At 42.9% G+C, this 21,869-nt stretch carries 10 protein-coding genes and 1 pseudogene; all 11 read left to right on the forward strand.

The genetic code is table 11. The features are described 5' to 3' along the window. The first annotated feature begins 10 nt into the window (after positions 1–10). The 11 genes and pseudogenes from AC58UX_RS01275 (at position 11) to AC58UX_RS01325 (ending at position 21,846) form a co-directional block, all read left to right on the forward strand. Complete coding sequence (locus tag AC58UX_RS01275) at positions 11–1,450, forward strand: family 43 glycosylhydrolase (protein ID WP_497248935.1); 1,440 nt, start codon at positions 11–13, stop codon at positions 1,448–1,450. Between the two features lie 162 nt (positions 1,451–1,612). Further along, positions 1,613–2,116 (forward strand): annotated as a pseudogene (gene sigK, locus AC58UX_RS01280) (RNA polymerase sporulation sigma factor SigK); the annotation flags it as partial. Positions 2,117–2,186: 70 nt separating this feature from the next. Continuing rightward, positions 2,187–2,858, forward strand: coding sequence for an ABC transporter ATP-binding protein (locus AC58UX_RS01285; protein ID WP_497248937.1), 672 nt, complete (start codon positions 2,187–2,189; stop codon positions 2,856–2,858). 319 nt (positions 2,859–3,177) lie between these two features. Next, complete coding sequence (gene tkt / locus AC58UX_RS01290) at positions 3,178–5,202, forward strand: transketolase (RefSeq protein ID WP_497248939.1); 2,025 nt, start codon at positions 3,178–3,180, stop codon at positions 5,200–5,202. Between the two features lie 172 nt (positions 5,203–5,374). Then, the gene (locus AC58UX_RS01295; RefSeq protein WP_497248941.1) at positions 5,375–7,606 is read left to right on the forward strand and encodes a hypothetical protein; all 2,232 of its coding nucleotides are present in this window, start codon (positions 5,375–5,377) and stop codon (positions 7,604–7,606) included. Positions 7,607–7,655: 49 nt separating this feature from the next. Next, on the forward strand, positions 7,656–9,353 hold the full coding sequence (locus AC58UX_RS01300; RefSeq protein WP_497248943.1) for a hypothetical protein: 1,698 nt from the start codon (positions 7,656–7,658) through the stop codon (positions 9,351–9,353). A gap of 199 nt (positions 9,354–9,552) precedes the next feature. Next, positions 9,553–11,808 (forward strand): helix-turn-helix transcriptional regulator, encoded by a 2,256-nt coding sequence (locus tag AC58UX_RS01305; RefSeq protein ID WP_497248945.1) that lies wholly within the window; start codon positions 9,553–9,555, stop codon positions 11,806–11,808. Positions 11,809–12,038: 230 nt separating this feature from the next. Beyond that, complete coding sequence (locus AC58UX_RS01310) at positions 12,039–12,950, forward strand: ABC transporter permease (protein WP_497248947.1); 912 nt, start codon at positions 12,039–12,041, stop codon at positions 12,948–12,950. Next, positions 12,951–13,859 carry a carbohydrate ABC transporter permease gene (locus tag AC58UX_RS01315; RefSeq protein WP_497248949.1) on the forward strand — a complete coding sequence of 303 codons (909 nt, stop codon included), beginning with the start codon at positions 12,951–12,953 and terminating at the stop codon, positions 13,857–13,859. A gap of 64 nt (positions 13,860–13,923) precedes the next feature. Further along, entirely contained in the window at positions 13,924–15,501 is a 1,578-nt protein-coding gene (locus AC58UX_RS01320) for a DUF3502 domain-containing protein (protein WP_497248951.1), read from the forward strand. An 84-nt stretch (positions 15,502–15,585) separates the two neighbouring features. Beyond that, positions 15,586–21,846, forward strand: coding sequence for an S-layer homology domain-containing protein (locus tag AC58UX_RS01325; RefSeq protein WP_497248953.1), 6,261 nt, complete (start codon positions 15,586–15,588; stop codon positions 21,844–21,846). Positions 21,847–21,869 lie beyond the last annotated feature (23 nt).

Below are 21,869 nucleotides of genomic sequence, written 5' to 3' on the forward strand. Positions count from 1 at the left end.
GCAAGAAAGAATGCCAAATATAAAATCAAATACTTCATATCCAATAGATGTTCTGAGAGGGGATTACCCTGATCCTTCCATCGTTCGCGTAGGCAAGAATTACTATATGACACATTCACCATTTATGTATGCACCTGGACTACTGATATGGCATTCGAACAACCTGACGGACTGGGTTCCCTTGTGTCATGCTATTCAGACTTATATAGGGGATATCTGGGCGCCGGACCTGGTCTATGTTAATGGGCAGTTTTACATTTACTTTCCTGCAAATGGAACGAATTATGTCATCTACGCTGATAATCCAGAAGGGCCGTGGAGCGAACCGATTGATCTAAAGGTTGGCGGGATTGATCCCGGACATCTGCTTGGGGAGGATGGCAGTAGGTATCTTTATATCAACTTTGGTCGAGTTGTCCCATTAGCCACAAACGGTCTTTCCGTAATTGGAGACGTTGTCGAAGTTTATAAAGGCTGGCCGATCCCAGAGGATTGGGCGACAGAAGGGCATTTGCTCGAATCACCGAAAATGTTAGCACGTGATAGCTATTACTATATGGTGAGTGCGCAAGGCGGAACCGCAGGACCTGCAACAAGCCATATGGCTGTCGCTGCTAGAAGTAAGAGTCCGTTAGGACCCTGGGAGAACTCCCCTTATAACCCCCTCGTTCACACTTGGTCCAAAGAAGAGCGTTGGTGGTCAAAAGGTCATGGTACGCTAGTAGATACACCCGATGGAAATTGGTATTTCGTGTATCATGCTTATGAGAAAGACTATTATACGCTTGGAAGGCAAACATTGCTGGATCCAATCGAGTGGACGAAGGACGGCTGGCCGGTGCTCCCCTTGGATACTGACAATAGAGCAGAGCAGGCGAAAGGTTCTTCACCTGATCTATCCGATGATTTCCAAGGAAACGTTCTCGGTTGGCAGTGGCGATTTTACAAGGAGCTGGACCCGGAGCGGTATCAGGTAGGCGGCGGTACCTTGAAATTAAAAGCGAAGGGGGAATCGCCTGCGGATGCAAGTCCTCTCGTTATGATTCCACCAGACCGTGCCTATGAGGCGGAAGTACACATTCAGATTGAATCAGGCGTGGAAGCGGGATTGCTGCTATTTTACCATGATCGCTGTTATGCGGGGATTGGTTTTACAGAGGAAGAAATTTTTAGACTGCGGCGCGGTACCAAAAGCTTTCCTGTAAAGGGGGGGAGCTCCGCCATGCATTTAAGAATAACAAATGATCACCATACAGTAAGATTATCTTACAGCCTGGACGGCGTACAATGGTGTCTATTCCCGGCTGCCTTAGAAGTATCCGGATATCATCATAATAATTTTGGTGAGTTTATAGGATTAAGGCTCGGAATTTATGCGGCTGGGAACGGCGAAGCTCAGTTCTCCGGCTTCAAATACCGAGCACTAGAAGCCAATGTTTGCCTTGGGTAGGTCGGTTTCCATCGGTCTTATATCATATAGTGTCAAAGTAAAAGAGACATTGACTATTCAAAGGTCAGTGTCTCTTTGGTATGGACTCCTATGTTAAGCGGAATAAAAGTGGTGCGTGATGCGGAACTGCTGCCGATTTACGTTGCTTCGTGTTCACATCCTCAAAAAATCGACAATACGGGGGAAGATCTGGAGGATCTGATTAGTATAGGAACCATTGGACTAATCAAAGCGATCGAGTCTTTCTCGCCGAATAAGGGCACGAAGCTGGCGACTTTTGCGGCACGATGTATTGAGAACGAGATCCTGATGCATCTGCGCTCCTTGAAGAAAACACGGAAAGATGTGTCCTTGCATGATCCTATCGGAACGGACAAAGAGGGGAACGAGATTACTTTGATTGATATCCTCGGCAGCGAGGCGGACGATGTGGTGGATGCGGTTCAGTTGAAGATTGAGAAGAGTAAAATCTATCGGAATCTGGAGATATTGGACGACCGTGAGAAAGAAGTCGTAGTCGGAAGGTTCGGGTTGGAGCTTGGTGGCGAAGAGCGGACGCAGCGGGAGATTGCGAAAGAGCTAGGCATTTCGCGGTCGTATGTGTCGCGGATTAAGAAGAGGGCGTTAATGAAGCTGTATCATGAGTTTTATAAGGCGAAGCGGTAAAAGTATTGGAATCATTGGAATTGAATCGCAATCTTCATTCATTTGATATCAAATAATGGAGGCGAAGACAATGACAGCCTTAATTCAGATTGAGAATGTAAGCAAATTTTACCACATGGGCGGCGAGACCATTCGGGCGTTGGATGACATCTCGTTAGACATCGTTCAGGGCGAATATGTTGCTATTATGGGCCCGTCGGGATCCGGGAAGTCCACGCTGATGAACATTATTGGCTGCCTAGACGTGTCCGACGAAGGGGTTTACAGCCTTGATGGGAAGCAGATTCATTCGTTAAGGGATTCACAGTTAGCAGAGATTCGGAATCGGAAGATTGGGTTTGTTTTTCAGAGTTTTAACCTACTGCCTAGGTTAAGTGCGTATGAGAATGTGGAGCTTCCGCTGATTTATCGCGGGATGACGCGAAAGCAGCGGGAGCCGATGGTCGTGCAAGCGTTGGAAGCCGTGGATTTGCTGGATCGGAGGAAACACTTTCCGTCAGAACTGTCTGGCGGACAGCAGCAGCGCGTTGCGATTGCGCGTACGTTGGCGGGAGATCCGCCGATCATTCTGGCGGATGAGCCTACGGGTGCGCTGGACTCCAAGACGGGCGCGGAGATTATGGATATTTTCAGGCGGTTGAATGGCCAGGGGCGTACGATTATTGTGATTACGCATGATCGGCAGGTTGCGGAACAGGCGAGGCGGATTGTGCGTTTTCGGGATGGGCGGTTGGCGCACTGAGAAGGCAATCGAGTGAGCAAGTCTCTCTAACAAAAAAAGACAGTAAAGCGTGGTGGAGCGCTATTTACTATCGCATCTAATGATGGCCTTACGAGAAAATCGTAAGGCTTTTTATTTTTCTAACTAGTCGAACTATGAATCCAAAGTCCTCATTCTTCTGTTAGAAGTACTGAATGTAACACTATAAGCCAAAGAGGGGGCGAAAGTCATTCTCAACACCTGTCTAAAAATAAGGACTATTCAGGTGAAATTTCAAAGTGATAAATTAAGTCCAACACTTGCAAACGAGATTATCAAGTTGCTAATTGGGGGTTTTATAGTGAACGTCAGAATTAATTTGATTGACCAATATTCCATTAATACAATTCGCACGCTCTCCATTGATGCGATAGAGAAGGCTAACTCAGGCCATCCAGGTATGCCCATGGGAAGCGCACCTATGGCCTATGAACTTTGGGCACGGTTTATGAATCATAACCCATCGAATCCAAAGTGGATAGATCGAGATCGTTTTGTCCTCTCCGCGGGGCATGGATCGATGCTGTTATATAGCTTGCTCCATTTATCAGGGTATGATTTACCACTGGAAGAATTGAAAAATTTTCGCCAGTGGGGTAGCCTGACACCTGGACATCCGGAATATGGACACACAGCGGGAGTTGAATCGACAACAGGTCCATTAGGTCAGGGCATTGGCATGGCGGTTGGGATGGCACTAGCAGAAGCCCATTTAGCGGCGGTCTACAATAGAGCAAACTTTGAGATTATCGATCATTTTACCTATGTGATTTGCGGTGATGGTGATCTCATGGAAGGGATTTCGAGCGAAGCCGCTTCACTTGCAGGGCACTTGCAATTAGGCAAGCTGATCCTTCTATACGATTCCAACGATATTTCGTTAGATGGGGATTTAAGTTTGTCTTTTTCCGAGAATGTTCAGCAGCGGTTTTCAGGATATCAATGGCATGTTCAGAAAGTTGTTGACGGTAATAACTTGGAAGAAATTCACGCTGCAATTAAGGCTGCACAACGAGATCCTCGACCTTCATTAATTGAGGTGAAAACAACCATTGGTTTCGGCAGCCCGAATAAAGGTGGTAAAGGGGGCGAGCACGGTTCTCATGGTTCTCCATTAGGCTCTAATGAAACAAAACTAGTCAAAGAATATTACGGTTGGCCAGAGGTACCTGATTTTTATATCCCTGAAGAAGTAACAGTACACTTTGCTGAGTTAAAAGAACAAGGCATTGCCAAGGAGAAAGCATGGAACGTGCTTTTTGGTGAATATAAGGAAGCTTATCCCACATTGGCTAGCCAATTTGAGCTTGCTGTTCAAGGGGAATTACCAAAAGAATGGGATATAGAACTTCCTACGTATTCAGTCCATGACAAAGCGATTGCAACACGAATTGCCTCTGAGCGTGCGTTGAACGCTATTGCTAAACATGTACCGCAATTAATAGGTGGATCGGCGGACTTGGAAACTTCTACGAAGACGAATATTCACTCTTCGAGTAGATTAGCCTCAGCAAATTACGGTGGCCGTAACGTTTTCTTCGGTGTACGTGAGTTCGCGATGGGGGCCGCAGTTAATGGCATGATGCTGCATGGGGGTGTAAGACCCTTTGCATCCACATTTTTCGTGTTTTCCGATTATCTGCGCCCCGCAATTAGGTTAGCTTGTATTATGAAGCTTCCCGTGATTTATGTATTTACGCATGATTCGATTGGCGTTGGCGAGGATGGCCCAACGCATGAACCCGTCGAGCAGCTTGCCGCACTAAGGGCAATCCCTGGTATGACCGTGCTACGTCCAGCGGATGCGAATGAAACGAGCTTTGCTTGGCGTTATGCGGTTGCACAGCAAGATGGTCCCGTTGCTTTGGTGCTAACAAGGCAAAATCTAATGAATTTAGAACGCACAAGTGAGCTTGCCAAAGATCATTTGTCACGCGGTGCTTATGTCTTGTCGGATGCCAAGAACGGCAGGCCAGTTGCACAGTTGTTAGCAAGCGGATCTGAAGTTGCACTAGCGATGGAAGCTCAAACACGATTAGCGGAAGAGGATATCCATGTACGTGTTGTGAGTATGCCTAGTTGGGAGCTTTTTGAAAAACAATCTAAAGCCTATCGAACATCGGTCATTTTACCTGATGTGAAACCGCGTCTAGCGATTGAAATGGCCGTTTCGTTAGGGTGGGATCGTTATGTGGGAGAGTACGGTGATGTATTGACCATCAACCATTTCGGAGCTTCAGCACCAGCTCATCAATTAATAAGCGAATATGGTTTTACCGTGGACAATATTGTTGCAAAAGTGAAAGATCTTATAGATTGGAAATAGAAGCATAAAGGAATGTTACTTAAGAAGATTGCACTTTGCGTCTAGCTAACTGGGCTGTGAAAGGGGTCTTCTTTTTATTTTGTTTGCAGGTGAAAGGGGTGATGTGGAGAAAGTTAAGGACATCATAAGTTTGGATGTTAAGGTAGCAGTAAATCAACCAGGAGGATGTTTGATGATGAAGATGAAGTTGAAAACAATCGTATCACTTGTTATGATGATTTGTTTTATTTGTACGACTTTTCTTTTCGAGAACAAAATAGCGCAAGCGGCAGGTACTTTTACCAGCGGAGTTGAAACTGCTGATATTTATCCGACTTGGTCTAACACCATTGAGAGCTCCAGCAACGTCGTTGGTTATACCACGGGCATCAATCCTGAGCTTTTTGTGGAAACAGATCGTGCGTATATTGGCAGTAGGTCCCTTCATTACTCTGGTAAAGATAACAGTGCCACAACGTCTTACATTTATTTTAAAGTATTTGATGTTAATATTCCTCTGGATGCAACGTCTAAATTATCCTACTGGACGTTTCCTGAGCAAAATTTAGCACGTTATGTGGCTATTGATCTCGTATTCACAGACGGCACTTACCTTCGTGATAGCGGGGCTGTTGATATGAATGGCGTTGCACTTCACCCAAACACTGCACGTGGCACTGTGAATCAATGGTCACAAATTAATAGCAATATCGGCGCTTGGGTAAGTGGTAAGACGGTAGATCGCATCTTAGTTGCTTACGACCATGCAGCGGAAACAGGTCAGTTTAAGGGATCAATTGACGATATTCAAATTACTTCCTCAAATCCAGGTGCTCTATTCGGTGGAGTTGAGACTGGTCAATTGCAACCGACATGGACGGATACGACGGAGAGTATTAACAATGTCATTGCTTATAGTACGGGAGTTCCAGAGCTGGGAGTCCGTCAAGAAACAGCGCACTCAGGAACTAAAGCTCTTATGTACTCAGGTAAGGATAATAGTGCAAGTTCTTCGAGCGTTTATTTTAAAGTATTTGATGTGAATATTACGCTTGATCCAACGTCGACACTGGAGTACTGGATCTATCCGCAACAGAACCTTGGCCGATATGTGGGCGTTGATTTTATTTTTACGGATGGAACGAATCTTCGAGATAGTGGAGCTGTTGACACGAACGGAGTGTCGATGCACCCTGCCACGCCAAGGGGAACGGTAAATCAATGGACACAAATTAAAAGTAATGTTGGAAATTGGGGAGCCGGCAAAACAATTGATCGCATTCTAATCGCGTACGACCATGCTGCTGAAACAGGACAATTTAGAGGATATGTCGATGATATTTTAATTTCATCACTCGGTGTAGATTACGCGTTGTTGAAAACGCCTTCAAGTACAAATTTATTGACAGAAGAGAAAGCTGCTGGCATCACGAACATTACGTTTGAACTAGGTTGGGATCAATATGAACAATCGCTAGGTACATTTAATTCGAGCTATATTAGCAGCAAGCAGGCGATATTTAACGCGTATAAGAATATGGGATTCAGAGTTACCTTAGATGTGGGTCTGCAATATCCGCCTTCATGGGTATTTAATCTGGATGCTAACACACGTTTCAAGAATCAGTACGGAGATGTGTGGAGTTCTACGACGATCGGAAATGATGTTCCAAACGCCGTATTTAATTCAAATGTAAGAAATGCGCAAGCTGCTTACATTGCAAGAGTACGGCAGGACTTTCCGGGCGTATATGCTATTCGTGTAGGTGGACTCGGGTGGAATGAGCTCCGTTATCCGGATCCTACCTTCAATGGACATTCGAATTCCTATTGGGTTTATGATGCCAACGCGCAAGCAGGTTCACCTGTTCCAGGATGGAAGCCTGGCGACACGGATACGGCGAAAGCGCAGCAGTTTATCGATTATTACTTTCTTAAACTCAAAGATTATTCAAATTGGTTGATTGGCACTTACAGCGCTCAGTACCCTAACGCCTACTTATATGTGCTTTACCCTTCATCTGGCATAAGGCCTGGCGATGTGGCAGGAGCGGTCAATGTTCGGTTAAATGGCAGCACTGCACCGGAGATTAATGGTCAGTTGCAGATGGGTTTAGATTGGGCTGGACAAATTAATGCGTTAACGAATCCGAAAGCAATTCCCTATTGCACTTGGGATGAGCTTCCAGGAACGGGAAGTACACATAATCTCGAAAGTCCACTGCGATACATGGCCTATTTAGCAAATCTGAAAGGACTAAGGATTGCTGGAGAAAATTCAGGAAACAATACCCAAGCCCAAATGGCGTTTGTTGCCAGCGAAGCCAAAGCGCTCAATATGGCTGCGATATTTTGGATGAATGAGCAGCAATTTGGCGTCGGCACGAATGCAACTCTGAACGATTATGCCAACATCATACCGTAAACAAGTCATTTGGTTTGTATCTGATCCCAATATTGGAGGATGATTGATGATGAAGATGAAGCGAATTTTTACATTCATGATGGCAATTGCAATATTAGGTTGCTCTTCATTTGTGAATGTACCAAAAGTAAGCGCAGCGGGTACATTTTTCAGTGGCTCTGAAACTGGCGAAATTCAACCGACATGGACCAATACAACAGAGACAATTAACAATATCGGTGCATATAGCACGGGTGGCGTTCCTGAATTGGGCACTCGCCAGGAAACGGCGCATACGGGCACGAAAGCACTCATGTACTCGGGTAAAGATAACAGTACCACATCTTCCTATATCTATTTTAAAGTGTACGACGTGAACATTCCGCTCGATTCAACTTCGAAATTATCTTACTGGATTTATCCGCAGCAAAATCTAGGACGATATGTCGGTGTTGATTTCATCTTTACTGATGGAACTACCCTCAGGGACAGCGGCGCCGTTGACACAACGGGGACAGCACTTCACCCAGCAACACCAAGGGGGACTGTTAATCAGTGGACACAGATTCAAAGTAATATCGGTAACTGGGTAAGCGGAAGGACAGTTGACCGTATTCTAATTGCCTATGAGCATTTTGCAGATACAGGTCAGTTCAGGGGCTATATTGATGATATTCAAATTTCTGCGACGTCTACAAGCAGTCTGGAATATGGGCTGCTGAAAACGCCATCCAGCACCAATTATTTGGATGCTGAAAAAGCCGCCGGCATTATGAATCTTTCGTTCGATTTAGGCTGGGACCAATATGAGCCGACACAAGGATCGTTTAACACGACATATATTAACAACATGAAAACGATTTATAATGCCTACATTGCTAAAGGCTTCAAGGTTGCTTTAGACGTAGGTCTGCAGTATCCGCCTTCTTGGGTATTTAATTTGGATGCCAATACCCGATTTAAGAACCAGTACGGTGATGTTTGGAGCTCCAGCACACTCGGGAACAATGTTCCGAATGCGGTGTTTAATGCCAATGTAAGAGCTGCACAGGCGAATTATATTGCAAGAGTTCGGCAAGATTTTCCGAATGTATATGCGATTCGTGTTGGTGGACTTGGTTGGAACGAGATGAGATATCCGGATAAAAACTTCAACGGTCATACGAACTCCTATTGGGTCTTCGATGCCAATGCGCAAACGGGTTCCCCAGTTCCAGGCTGGAAGCCAGGAGATGCGGATACGGCAAAAGCACAACAGTTCATTGATTATTACTTCCAGAAACTAACCGATTATCAAACTTGGCTGATTAATACGTATAAGACCCAATATCCGAATTCAGATTTATATATTTTATATCCATCTTCTGGTCTCAGGCCCAATGATGTAGCGGCAGCTGTCAATGTTCGCTTAAATGGCACTACCGCTGCTGAAATCAATGGATTGACGCAGATGGGACTGGATTGGCAGCGACAAGTAAATGCGATCACGTATTCGAAAGCTATTCCGTATTGTACATGGATGGAGAATCCAGGATCAGGCAGTGGGCATAACCTTGAAAGTCCACTGCGCTACTTAGCGTATTTGGCAGGTCTCAAAGGTTTGCGTGTAGCAGCAGAAAACTCTGGGAATAACAATTTCTCGCAAATGCAATTTAGTGTCAATGAAGCTATCGCACTTAATTTAAAAGCGATGTACTGGATGAACGAATCTCAATTTGGTGTCAACGGGAACGCCACCTTAGCTAACTATGACTCATTAATTCCTTAGTAATCTTCATATTTGTGGTAGCGCCGTTATACGATCAATTTGCGTATGACGGCGTTGCTTCTTAATGCGTTTCATGACTGTAGGGGTACCATTAAAATTTGTCGACAAATGTAACATGATCATGGTAAACTGCATGCAAACGCTATCAATTACGAGTTTGGATTGTTACTGACACTTAATAATTACTAGGAGATTAACCATGATTAAACTCGGCTTTCAGCGAATCTATTTTAGGAATTTCTTGATTTTTATTGGTATATTTATCCTCGTTTTTATTCCTTTTGTCCTTTTGCTATTCTCACAATTTTCCCGCTATACGATGATTGAGTTAAACTCGAACGCCAATTCCAAAGTAAATAACATTCGGTATAATGCCGAGTTTATATTTGATAAGTTAAAAAATAATGCCTACACCATCTACAATGATCAGACAATTCAAAATTGGTTCTTTGGTGACCCTGATGATGTTTTAAGAACGACTACGGCCATTAAAACTCAGAACAATTTTATGTTTAATGAGCCATTTATTGCACGTTCCTATTTAATTAACACAAAGACGAAAAAGATCATTGATTCGAAGAAAGGGGAAGTTGATTATGCTTCCTTTGAAGATCCATCCATTCTGAATCGAACAGATACAGAAGATTATTTGACAATTTTTAACCATGCTGTAGGTGGAGTCGAGTATTTAACCATGATTACCCCAGCTTCGCCAAGTAAGAGTGAATACAGTTTCCTTGTCCTTATGATTGATAAACAGATGATTATGAATTATTTATTTGGCCCTAATCATGCAAAAGGTGTTGAATTATTTATTCTTTCCTCTGATGGGAATAGGATGTTAGGGGATACTTCGGAGGAATTAGTAAAGACAATTGGGCAAGCGTACCAAACAAGCGGAACCAACCAGTGGGATATGAAAGTGAATGGCACTCGTTGGATTATTAATGAAGCGACAACGAAATCAAATTGGCAGATCTATTATACCGTCGATTACTCGCTGTTAACCCACAACTCAAGTGAGTTGAAACAAAGGATTATTTACTTTTCGTTGACTGTTCTGGCGCTTATTGCCGCACTTTTTTATTGGAGTTCTCGCCGATCTCTAAGTCCATTGTCAACATTAGCTGATAAACTTAAAATGAAAGGGCAAAAGACGATAGTAAAGGATTTATCCTTATCTAATATTTTGACACACAGTGAATTCTCCTATATAGACAAAGGACTGGATGCGCTGCTCGATAATTTCGAGTCTCTACACTCCTCTTATCGGGAGCATCAGGACCTCATTCGCTCTGAGCAACTCAGACAATGGTTATTCCAGGGCAAATTAACACAATCAGGCCGTGAATTTTTAAGTTCAGAAACTCAGCTAATTTCAAGAAAATGGTTGTTTTTGGCAGTCATTCGCATTGAATCCTATCAATCGTTTTGTGAGCAGTATGATTTCAACTCTCGAAAGCTTCTGAAATATGCAATGCGTAATATAGCTGATGAAATTTTACATAGTGGTGACAATGCCGTCGAATGTTTGGATATGGGCAGCGATCATTTGTTGATCTGGATGGGTACGGATGATATCCAAACAGCAAAGTTACAACAATCGCTTCTCTCCATTCAGGAGAAAGTTGCTTCCTTAATAAAAATTACCACCTCCATTGCGATAAGCCATCCAGGTACGGCTGATGATGACTTTAATAAGCTTTACCAGCATATTTACGAGTTAACGATGCTCAAATTTATTAAAGGCGAAAATCATATTTTTACCGAAGAGGAATATGAAGATCTCATGCTGACGCTTCCTTCCTTTGAAAATATCTCGGAAGACATTATTCTACTCATTCGTCAGGAACAATTGGAAGAAGCACTAACTAAACTTAGACAGCAGTTCAGTGTGATGGCAGGTGTGTCCTATTCCGAATGCAAGCTTCATCTTACTTTGTTGATCTACGAGATTACGAAATCTTTCGGTCGTTTAGGTGTCATTCAAGAAATCAATGGGATTAACAAAATACTTGATCAGTATCATACGTTGCCTGAGGTGTTGGCATGGATGGAGAAACTGATTAGACAGATTGTTGCAGAGATCAGTGCTCCCAAAGTGAATGGACATAAAGAGGAAATTGTGAACGAAATTAAAGAGTTTATTCTTACGAATATTAGAGATCCTTTATTATCCATCGAGGTGATTGCCGATCATCTCTCCTTATCCGTGAGTTATTTAAGACAGTTATTTAAAGGAATAACGAACATCAGTATTAACGATTTTATACTTGAGAGCAAAATAGAACTTGTAAAGAAACTGTTAGTTTCTTCCGATCTTTCTATTACAGAAATCATGGAGAGTTCTGGTTTCCTTACAAAGAGTCACTTTTTTTCCGTATTCAAAAAAGTAACGGGGCTAACGCCAAAGCAATATAGAGAAATGCTAAGTAATTCCTTAAACCAGCCCTAAATACATGTTGCCATTGGTCCTCTATGTGACTCGTGGCATTTTTTATTGCGACTTTTAAAATGAAATAAGTACTCTTGGCGCCATCTGAGGTATTGAAATTGATGTTTTCTTCGAAATAACGTAAAAAGTCAGAACCAATACCACATCTAACAATGAGGACTTTCCAAGCCATTACCGCGATGATAAATTTAAGCACATCAAGAGATTCGCTTGGAAAGGATGTGAGGGACATGAGTGTCTTTCGGGAATTATTTAAGAATCGTTATATCTATTCATTAGCAATACCAGGTTTCTTGTTTTTAGTTGTCTTTTCTTATCTACCACTAAGTGGTCATTTGCTTGCTTTCAAAAGCTTTCAATTGCAGAAGGGGATCTTTGGAAGTAATTGGGTTGGATTTGATAATTTTCGCTTCTTTTTTGAGAGCCCAGATTGGTTAAAGATTACTTGGAATACGGTGTATCTCAATGTGTTGTTTTTATTTTTTCAAATTGGTATTGCTACCATGTTTGCCGTGTTTCTCAATGAAATTCGAATTGTTATTTTTAAAAGATTAGTACAATCGTTCGTTTTTCTTCCTTACTTTATTTCTTGGCTGGTTGTTTCGCTAATGGTCTTCGGCATATTTAATGGTTCCAATGGCATGGCGAATCGGCTGTTGGAATTCGTTGGTCTGGAAACGATTGAGTGGTATCAAACACCTTGGGTTTGGCCCATTATTTTAACCATCGTGTCTGTTTGGAAAAATGCAGGGTATTTATCCATCATCTTATTAGCCTCGATTGTCGGAATTTCAGGTGATTATTATGAGAGTGCAAAAATAGATGGTGCAACGCGCTGGCAGCAAATCACAAAGATCACATTACCGTTATTACGGCCAGTCATTATCGTATTAGTTCTTCTGGGCATAGGGAAGATTTTCTACGGAGATTTCGGAATGATCTACGGAATTATCGGTGATAATGGTGTTCTTTATCCTACGACCGATGTTATTGATACGTACTCTTATCGAGCGTTAAGACAGTTAGGCGATTTCAGCATGTCGTCCGCTATTGTCCTTTATCAATCCGTTATGGGTCTCATCACTATTGTGATTTTTAATGCGATTGTACGTAAAATTGACAAAGATTCGAGGTTGTTTTAAATGGAAGCGAACATGATCCAATCGACGAAGGTTAAAGTGAAGATGAGGCAAACGAAATTTGGTTCCGAACAAATCCTAACTTTTATCGTGTATTTATTGCTCACATGTGCGGCCATTGCCTGTCTTGTACCATTTTGGGTGGTTGTTATCGATTCATTCGCTTCGGAGAAGTTATTGAATAACGGTTATGTGCTGTATCCCTCTGAATTCAGTCTGGAGGCGTATCGATTTCTATTTAATAGCAACCAAATCTTCAAGAGTTATGGCGTAACTATCCTTGTAACAATCGTTGGAACGCTCCTTGGGTTATTTGTAACAGCAACTTTTGCTTACGTAATTGCACATTCGAAGGCCAAGTATGGTAACTTTCTAGCGATGATAACGTATTTGCCAATGGTGTTTGGTAGTGGCTTAGTAGGTTTCTATCTATTAATGGTGAATTGGCTGCATTTGAAAGACACCTTAATGGCCTTAATTTTTCCCTATGTGATGAATCCTTTCTTTGCTTTTATCTTTGTCTCGTTTTATCGCACGTTACCTTTCGAAATTAACGAGTCGGCAACTATGGATGGCGCGAATGAATGGCGAGTATTTTTTCAAATCATACGGCCAATTACAACACCTGTCATAAGTACCGTGGCGCTATTTTTCTCCTTGCAATATTGGAATGACTGGTGGTTAGGTTTGCTCTTTATTGATAATTCCAATCTGTATCCGCTGCAAATTCTGCTGCGACAGATCTTGAATAGCCAGAACTTTAAGTTGTTTGCAACAGGTGTTGTGATTCCTCCCTCTGAGGGTCTCAAATTAGCGATGGTTTGTGTCACAATCGGACCGATTGTGTTTGCCTATCCATTCGTGCAGAAATACTTTGTCAAGGGCCTTACATTGGGCTCGGTCAAAGGCTAACGATTGATTTTTATTAGCGAGACTAATGAAAATAAAAAAAACAAAAAAATTGGGAGGGTTTTCAATGAAAAAGAAATTTGGCTCATTATTGGTTTGTGCGCTTAGTACGATGATGATTTTATCTGCATGCAGTAAGTCAACACCTACAACTAGTTCAAGTCCAGTGGCGTCAGCTGCTGCCGGAACAGAGGCTACTCCAGCGGCTAAGAAAGTAGCTTCAGAGCCAGTTACACTTAAACTTGTATTGCCAGGTTCAACACCTGCCAATTATGATTCCGTAAAGGCGGCCGTAGAAAAGAAACTATTAGAAGATGGCCAAAATACGAAACTAGATATCACCTATGTCGATTGGCCGGATTTGGATCAAAAGACAAAAATCATGTTGGCTGCGGGCGAAAATGTGGATTTGATGTATGACGCGCCATGGCTGCATATGAACCAAATGATTACGTCCGATTTCTACACAGAAATCAGCGATTTGCTGAAACAATATGGCCCAAATGTCGTGAAGAACCGTTCGCAACAGATCTGGGATGCCAACAAATTTAACGGCAAAGTCATGGGTGTGCCACTCGGTATTTTCCTGATTCAAGGTCACTCTGTCAACATTCGTAAAGATGTACGTGAAACGCTGAATATGCCGCCAGTTAAAAACTACGATGAATTGTCAAAATATCTCTATGCGGCGCATCAAAAATTCCCTAACTTAACTTTAGGGCCTGGAGCAAGCGACTTGAGCTATACATGGGTCAACTGGCAATTAAGAGACGATACTTCACTCAACATTAGACCTACCCAAGCATTAAGCGCAAGCGTCGTTCTTCACTATAAAGGGAATGACGGTAAAGTTCGTAACTTATTTGACGAGATGGAACCAGGCGTATGGAGTAAAATCCAAGATGCGCGTAAGATGTTCAACGATAAAGTCATTGCTCAAGACGTATTGACCTCCAAAAATATTGGTCGAGATACCATTGTTAAAAATATAACGATGGCAGCACCACAAAACGTATTTGGTCCTATTATCAATAAAGAAGAGATGGGAAAAACAGTTCCTGGCGGCGAGCTAGAATCAGTCAAGTTGTTTGATCTAACGCCTGGAAAGAACATTTCCAACTTTGCCATGGATAACTTCGTTGTCATTCCAAAAGTAAGTAAAAACAAAGAGCGTGCGATGATGTTCTTGGATTGGGCGAATGCAAATGAAGAGAACTATATGCTAGTAGAGCATGGTGTGAAGGGGAAAGATTGGTTAGAAACAGGTAAGAAACGCTTTAAACAATTAGTTCCGAACCAAGATCAAAATGGTGGTGGACTTGGCTCATTCAGCTTAGTTTGGAATCCAGTTATGGAGTATACGATTGATACAACGGATGAAGAGACAATGAAGTATGAAAACTTTATTAAGGATGCCAACAATTTTACAAAGGATAATTTAACTGGGTTCACATTTGATGCTACGAAAGTTAAAAATGAAATCGCACAGTTTACTAGCGTTCAAGGCAAATACTATGCAGGTATCTTCAATGGTGCGATTGATCCTGATAAATATTGGGCTACATTCAAAAGTGAAGGTGCAGGGCCACTCAAGAAAATTCAAGCGGAGCTGCAAGCGCAAATTGATGCTTTCTTGAAGAAGTAAATTTTCGTTAGGTAGATAATGCAAGGTCAGTCGAAGAGGGAGTACAAATCGGCTGACCTTGGTTACTTAGAAAGGGGATAATTCATGCAAATCATAGCACGTGTTGTCAGAGTATTTACGCTGCTTGCGCTGATGTTGGCCCAAAATATGGGGGCAATCGGACCGATCTCATCAGTCTCCGCATCTGTATCGCCCGACATTCCTTTCTATGGGGTTATGAATGGAAGCGGAAATCTCGCGAAAATTGAAGATTACAAAAATGCTGGTATTTCCGTTGCCTTGTTGGAAGTATTTTGGGATAAGTTTGAGCCGACACAAGGTCATTTCAGCCAATCTTATGTAGATAGTGTGAAAAAGAAAATCAAGCGTTATAAGGATAATGGCATCAAAGTATTTTTTGAGCTTGGATTTCAGTATCCGCCTTCATGGGTATTTAATTTGAATGAGGATACCAAATTCGTCAATCAGTATGGGGATACTTGGGTTGGGGGAATCGGTAATAACGTGCCTGATGCCGTTTTTAATGATGCGGTAAAGGACGCTCAGATTAATTATATTGAGCAGCTTGCTTCCAATTTTAGCGATATGAAAGATGACTTTTACGGTGTACGTGTAGGCGGATTAGGTTGGGATGAGCTGCGTTATCCAGATGCAACGTACAATGGCCATCGGAATTCTTATTGGGCATTCTCCGAAAGCGCGAATGCGAAAAAACCGGATTTAATTAAAACCTGGAAACCGGGCGATCCCGATGATGTGAATCATACAAAAGCGCGAGCTTTTCTGGATTTTTATTTCAATAGCTTAGGTCAGCACCAGAACTCATTGTTAGAAGCTTTTCATGATAATTTTCCAAATGCGAAAAAGGCTATTCTGTATCCTTCACTGGGGCTGCGACCAGGAGATATTGAGGCTGCTTTAGCTAACGGATTAGACGGTTCAACACAACCGGAGAAAGATAATTCGTTCTCACTAGGTTTGGATTGGGCTAGACAGATCGACATGACGGAACAAACATCCTTGTCTGATGATGAGATTGTTCCTTGGTGCAGTTGGGCTGAAGCGCCTGAGAATTGGTACCCGAATTTCCCGAGTCCAATGAAGTATATGGCCCAGTTAGCAGCAGCAAAGGGCTATAAAGTGGCTGGAGAGAATGCCAATCTCAACGCCACAGATGGCGAAATCCAGCTGATGTTTTCTCATGCACAGACAATTCCTAATTTATTGGGGCTGTTTTGGTTAGGGGAAAGCCAGCTATATTCCGGCAATTATGAGATGGATATTAATAAGTATTGGGATATGATTAATCGCAACAAAGAGGGGCTGCCAGGCACTGCAAACCTTGCCATGAATCAAGAAGCAACGGCAAGTTCGTTTGAAATGTCAATCAATCAAGTCGTGGGTCGTCCTTTCAATGCCATTGATGGCACGACGAAATTCGGTAAAAAGTGGATTTCTGAGGAGAATGGAGCGAAATGGCTGCAGGTTGATCTAGGCAGTGTAAAAACAATTGACCAGTGGGTAGTTTTACATGAGGGTGTTGAAGGGAATGCTTCACTGAACACCAAGGACTTTCAATTGTTGGCCAGCACGAATGGAACTGACTGGTCGGTCACTGATGAGGTTTATGGGAATACGTCTAATGCAACCAAACGGACGCTCACTGCACCTATTGAAGCTAGATATGTCAAATTGAATATTACAAAACCGACGCAAAGTGAAGACGGTTCGGGTAAAGCCAACATTTATGAATTTGAAGTGTACAACTCTGCGAATCAACCAGCACCACATGTACCAGTATCCCTAGTAACAACACCTCCAACGGCTCAACCAGATGAGAATGGAGTTTTGTTAAAAACGGGTTTTGAAACAGGGGAGCAACAAATCTCATGGAGAGGCGAGTTTGAAAACCAAAATAACGTTTCAGGCCTAGTAAATCCAAATGATGATCCACTCTTGGAAGTTTCAAGCGAGGATAAGTTTACTGGCGAAAAGGCCATGAAATACTCCGGAAATGTTACAGGAGCTGTGGGTACAACTAGTTTTACTTATTTCAAAGCGATTAGCGTTAATATCCCTGTTACCGCTGATTCCAAACTGAGTTATTGGTTTAAGCCAACGTCAGATCGTGGTCGATTCGCAGCGATTGATTTTATTACGGCTGACAATGGGTCACTGAGGGATTCGGGAGCTGCTGACTTTGATGGTGTTGGCATGCATCCTACAAATGCTCGTGGAACGAAGAACCAATGGTCACAAGTTAAAGTGAATATCGGGCAAAATGCCAATTTGGATGGCAAAATCATTAAGACAATTATGATCGGGTTCGAAACGAATCTAGGTCCAGGTGAATTTTCAGGATTTATCGATGATATTGTCATCACAAATGGTGAAATGCCAAAACCGCCGCTAGGTGAAGGTATTTTGTTCAACAACGGATTTGAGGCCGGAGAGATCAGACCAGACGGTGGGTTGGAAGCGCAGCGTCAAGTGGCAGGTTACCATTCTGGCAATCCGAGTGCAACTGTTAACAGTGGTTTCCCACATGCGGGTTCCAAATCACTCCTGTTTGCTGGCACAGATAACAGCAGCGGGGCTTCTTATACGAACTTTTTCTTGTACAAAAATGTAAATCTTCCTGTCTCCGATAAGACGAAACTGAGCTATTGGTTCCATCCTGAGAATGAATTAGCCCGTCATGCTGTGATTGATTTCATTTTCACAGATGGTTCGGTAATGAGAGATATTGGGGGGGCCCAGGATTCGAACAACATTGGTATGCATGCTTCGAATGCTCGCGGTGAAGTCGGGAAATGGACACAAATCAATGTGAATGTAGGGACATTTGCAGAAGGCAAGACGATCCAAACGATTATGCTTGATTATGAAGATGATCCAGGCGTTGGGCCGTTTAAAGGTTGGATTGATGAGCTTGTTCTCACTAATTATGAGCCACCGAATCCGATTAAGTTCAGCAATGGCGGTGAAGCAGGGGATGTTGAGCCGACCAGTTATGACTACGGTGTTTCGAACATTGATAACGCGAATCTTGCTTTTAGTGGGGCACAGAAGCATACGGGGAATGGATCTATTAAATATTCAGGTGATGACAAAGCAAATGGCATGTCCTATGCCAATCTAGGCGCATTTGATGCGAACATTGTGGTGACGAAGGATACGAAGCTTCGTTATTGGTACTATCCAGTGGCGGACAGCGCAAGAAATTCAATCGTCGATATGACGTTCGCAGGCGGCGGAGATTTAAGGGGTTCCAATAAAAAGGACCAGAACGGAATTACGTTCCATCCTGGGAACAAGCGCGGGGTTGTTGGTCAATGGAACGAGGTCATTGTTGACTTAGGCTCAGCTGACGGTAACAATTTGATCGGTAAAACGATCAATAAAATTGTCATTGATTATGGGGATGACCCATATATAGGCCTTTATGAAGGTTATATCGATGATATTCAAATCTATGAAGAACCTGCCGAAGAAGAGAATGATTTCATAGGTCTCTTTATCGGCGGCGAAGCAGGAGAAACACCACCGACATCTTATGATTACGGTGTCTCTAACATCGATAACGCGAATATCGCTTTTAGCGGGACACAGAAGCATTCAGGGGAAAACGCGATTAAATATTCCGGAGATGACAAGGCAAATGGCATGTCCTATGCCAACTTAGGCGCCTTTGATGTCAATGTCGTGATTACCAAAGATACGAAGCTTAGTTATTGGTTCTATCCTGTCGGGGACAGTGCTAGAAATTCGATCGTGGATATGACGTTTGCTGGCGGCGGTGATTTGAGGGATTCCAATAAAAATGATCAAAACGGTTTACGTTTCCACCCGGCAAACAAACGCGGAGTCGTTGGTCAATGGAATGAAGTTATTGTAGATTTGGGAACAACGGCAGTCGGGAATAACTTAATTGGTAAAACGATTAATAAAATTGTGATGGATTATGGTGACGATCCTTACATCGGGCTTTACGAAGGGTATATCGACGATATTCGAATCTATGAATCGGAAGATACGGTAGACCCAGAGCCGCCAGCGGAAGGCATTTTATATGAAACCTCGTTGGAAGATGTAGAGGGTCAACCTAATTTATCTGGGTTCGAGAATCTGAAGAATGTGTCTGGGGAGAATGGAACCGCCCTTCCTACACTTACGGTCTCAGGTGATCGTGTGCATTCAGGCGGAAACGCGCTTAAATTTGCTGGGTCCGACAATAGTGCTGAGCAATCACACAGTGTTTGGAAGGCATATGATGTGAACATTCCTGTCACGAAAGATACGAAATTGAGTTATTATTTCTACCCAGAAACAGAAATGGGACGATATGTATCGGTAGATTTTGTCATGTCGGACGGCAGCAACTTACGGGATAGCGGCGCAGTCGATTATGCAGGCGAAGGTTTGCATCCGGCCAATGGAAGAGGCACTGTTGGAGCTTGGAATTTGGTGCAATCCGACATTGGACTGTGGTTGAACAATCGAACGATTGATAAGATTTTGATTAATTATGATCGGAATGAAGGAACTGGCATCGTCAAAGGATACATCGATGATATTTTCATTACGAATGGAACTCTGAAACCAACGCTAGTTCAACTAGCGATTAATGCAGGAGCGGTAAGTATAAATCCAGCCTTCAGCTTATCGACTAACGCATACACCGCAGAGGTGGCTAACGATGTTGAGGAGATTGTATTGACAGCTACGCCATCCAACGAGTCAGATGTGCTTCGCATTAACGGTGAGGTGCAAACAGGAGATAGCGGTAAAATAATTGATTTAAGTGAAGGTGCGAATAACATTACTGTTCAACTTACTTCGCTTGAATCAGCAATTGAAACATACGAGTATCGCCTAACGATAACTCGCGCTGCTGGAAATGAGACGGAGAATCCAGAGGAACCAACAGATCCAACAGATCCAACAGATCCAGAAGTGCCTTCAACACCAACAACACCTACGACACCAACATCGCCAACGCAACCAACAACAGATGTAAAGACAGTTGATCCTGAACAGGTCATCAAGGTGCAAAATGAGTTGAAATCTTCACTTGCAGCACTCACAAAAACTCAATCAGGACTGGATGAGCAATTAAGCAATAAACAGGCAAAAAAACTGGTTGAAGAAGCGATAGAGAAACTTTCTCAACTAGATGTCTCTGGGGCAGTCTCTGTCACGAATGGCAAAGCTAAGCTGAGCTTGGATGAGAAGGGAGTAACTAGCCTTTTCCAATCAGTGAAAGAAAATGCGGAGCAGCTAAATGATGAATTAACAGCAGCGACTTCACTCGCGGAGAAAGCTAAAGTTACTGTGACGTTAGACCTCGGAGCACAAGCTGCGACTACATCAGAAGTTCCGCTAAGTGTTGATTTATTCAAAAAAGCGAAGGAAGCTGGCATCGACTTTTTAGCTATTAAAGTAAATGGATTAACGCTCTCCGTAGATGTGAATGAATTGACAGAAACCACGACGTTGACGATTACCAAGAAGCCAACAAGTGAAGCTAGCCAACTCACCTTGTCGAAATTAGCTTCAGACGTTTATGATTTTGAATTCTTGCAAACGAGTAACCGCAAAGTAAACTTTGCAAAGCCAGTCACATTAAAGATTCCAATGGAGAATGTGAACGGTTTGGATACGGATCTACTAGTACTAGCTAAAATTGTAGACGGCAAGCTGGAGTATTATGGCGGAAGCTACAATTCGGCAGGCAACTACTTTGAAGCTGAGCGTAAATCGTTTTCCTCCTATGTTGTTGTGGAGAATAAAGTGAACTTCACAGACACATCAAGCGTATCCGCTTGGGCGGGTAAAGAAATTGCGATCACAGCGGCAAAAGGCATTATTCAAGGCCGCGAACAAGGCGTATTCGCACCGAACGAGAATGTGACGCGTGCTGAGTTTGCGACGATGATTGTAAAGGCATTTCATTTAGAAAATCCTACTGCGGAATATTCTCTTAAAGATGTTAAAGGCACAGATTGGTTCAAACCATACGTTGATGCTGCAGCTAAAGCTGGAATTATCAATGGCCGAACAGATGAGATATTCGCGCCTAACGAAAACATTACCCGTGCAGAGATGGCAACCATTGCAGCGAGAGTACTCATCATGGTCAAAGATTACAAGCCAGTGACGAACATCACGGCGGAGCTCCAACAATTCGCAGATTATGTATCCATTGATGCTTCGCTAGCATCAGGTGTTGCCTTTGCATCGCGTATTGGAATTATAGAAGGTTACAATAGCCAATTTTATCCGAGTGATTCATCGACGCGTGCACAAGCGGCTGTCGTGATTGCAAGACTACTGAATAAGTAATTAGATTTGGACTGACATGCATC

This window comes from Paenibacillus sp. J22P90 (genome assembly GCF_059692195.1).

What these genes read in the sequence shown, in the direction of transcription:
- AC58UX_RS01275 (WP_497248935.1), top strand. Translation starts at nt 11, where the DNA reads ATGCCAAATATAAAATCAAATACTTCATATCCAATAGATGTTCTGAGA.
- AC58UX_RS01285 (WP_497248937.1), top strand. Translation starts at nt 2,187, where the DNA reads ATGACAGCCTTAATTCAGATTGAGAATGTAAGCAAATTTTACCACATG.
- AC58UX_RS01295 (WP_497248941.1), top strand. Translation starts at nt 5,375, where the DNA reads ATGATGAAGATGAAGTTGAAAACAATCGTATCACTTGTTATGATGATT.
- AC58UX_RS01300 (WP_497248943.1), top strand. Translation starts at nt 7,656, where the DNA reads ATGAAGATGAAGCGAATTTTTACATTCATGATGGCAATTGCAATATTA.
- AC58UX_RS01305 (WP_497248945.1), top strand. Translation starts at nt 9,553, where the DNA reads ATGATTAAACTCGGCTTTCAGCGAATCTATTTTAGGAATTTCTTGATT.
- AC58UX_RS01310 (WP_497248947.1), top strand. Translation starts at nt 12,039, where the DNA reads ATGAGTGTCTTTCGGGAATTATTTAAGAATCGTTATATCTATTCATTA.
- AC58UX_RS01315 (WP_497248949.1), top strand. Translation starts at nt 12,951, where the DNA reads ATGGAAGCGAACATGATCCAATCGACGAAGGTTAAAGTGAAGATGAGG.
- AC58UX_RS01320 (WP_497248951.1), top strand. Translation starts at nt 13,924, where the DNA reads ATGAAAAAGAAATTTGGCTCATTATTGGTTTGTGCGCTTAGTACGATG.
- AC58UX_RS01325 (WP_497248953.1), top strand. Translation starts at nt 15,586, where the DNA reads ATGCAAATCATAGCACGTGTTGTCAGAGTATTTACGCTGCTTGCGCTG.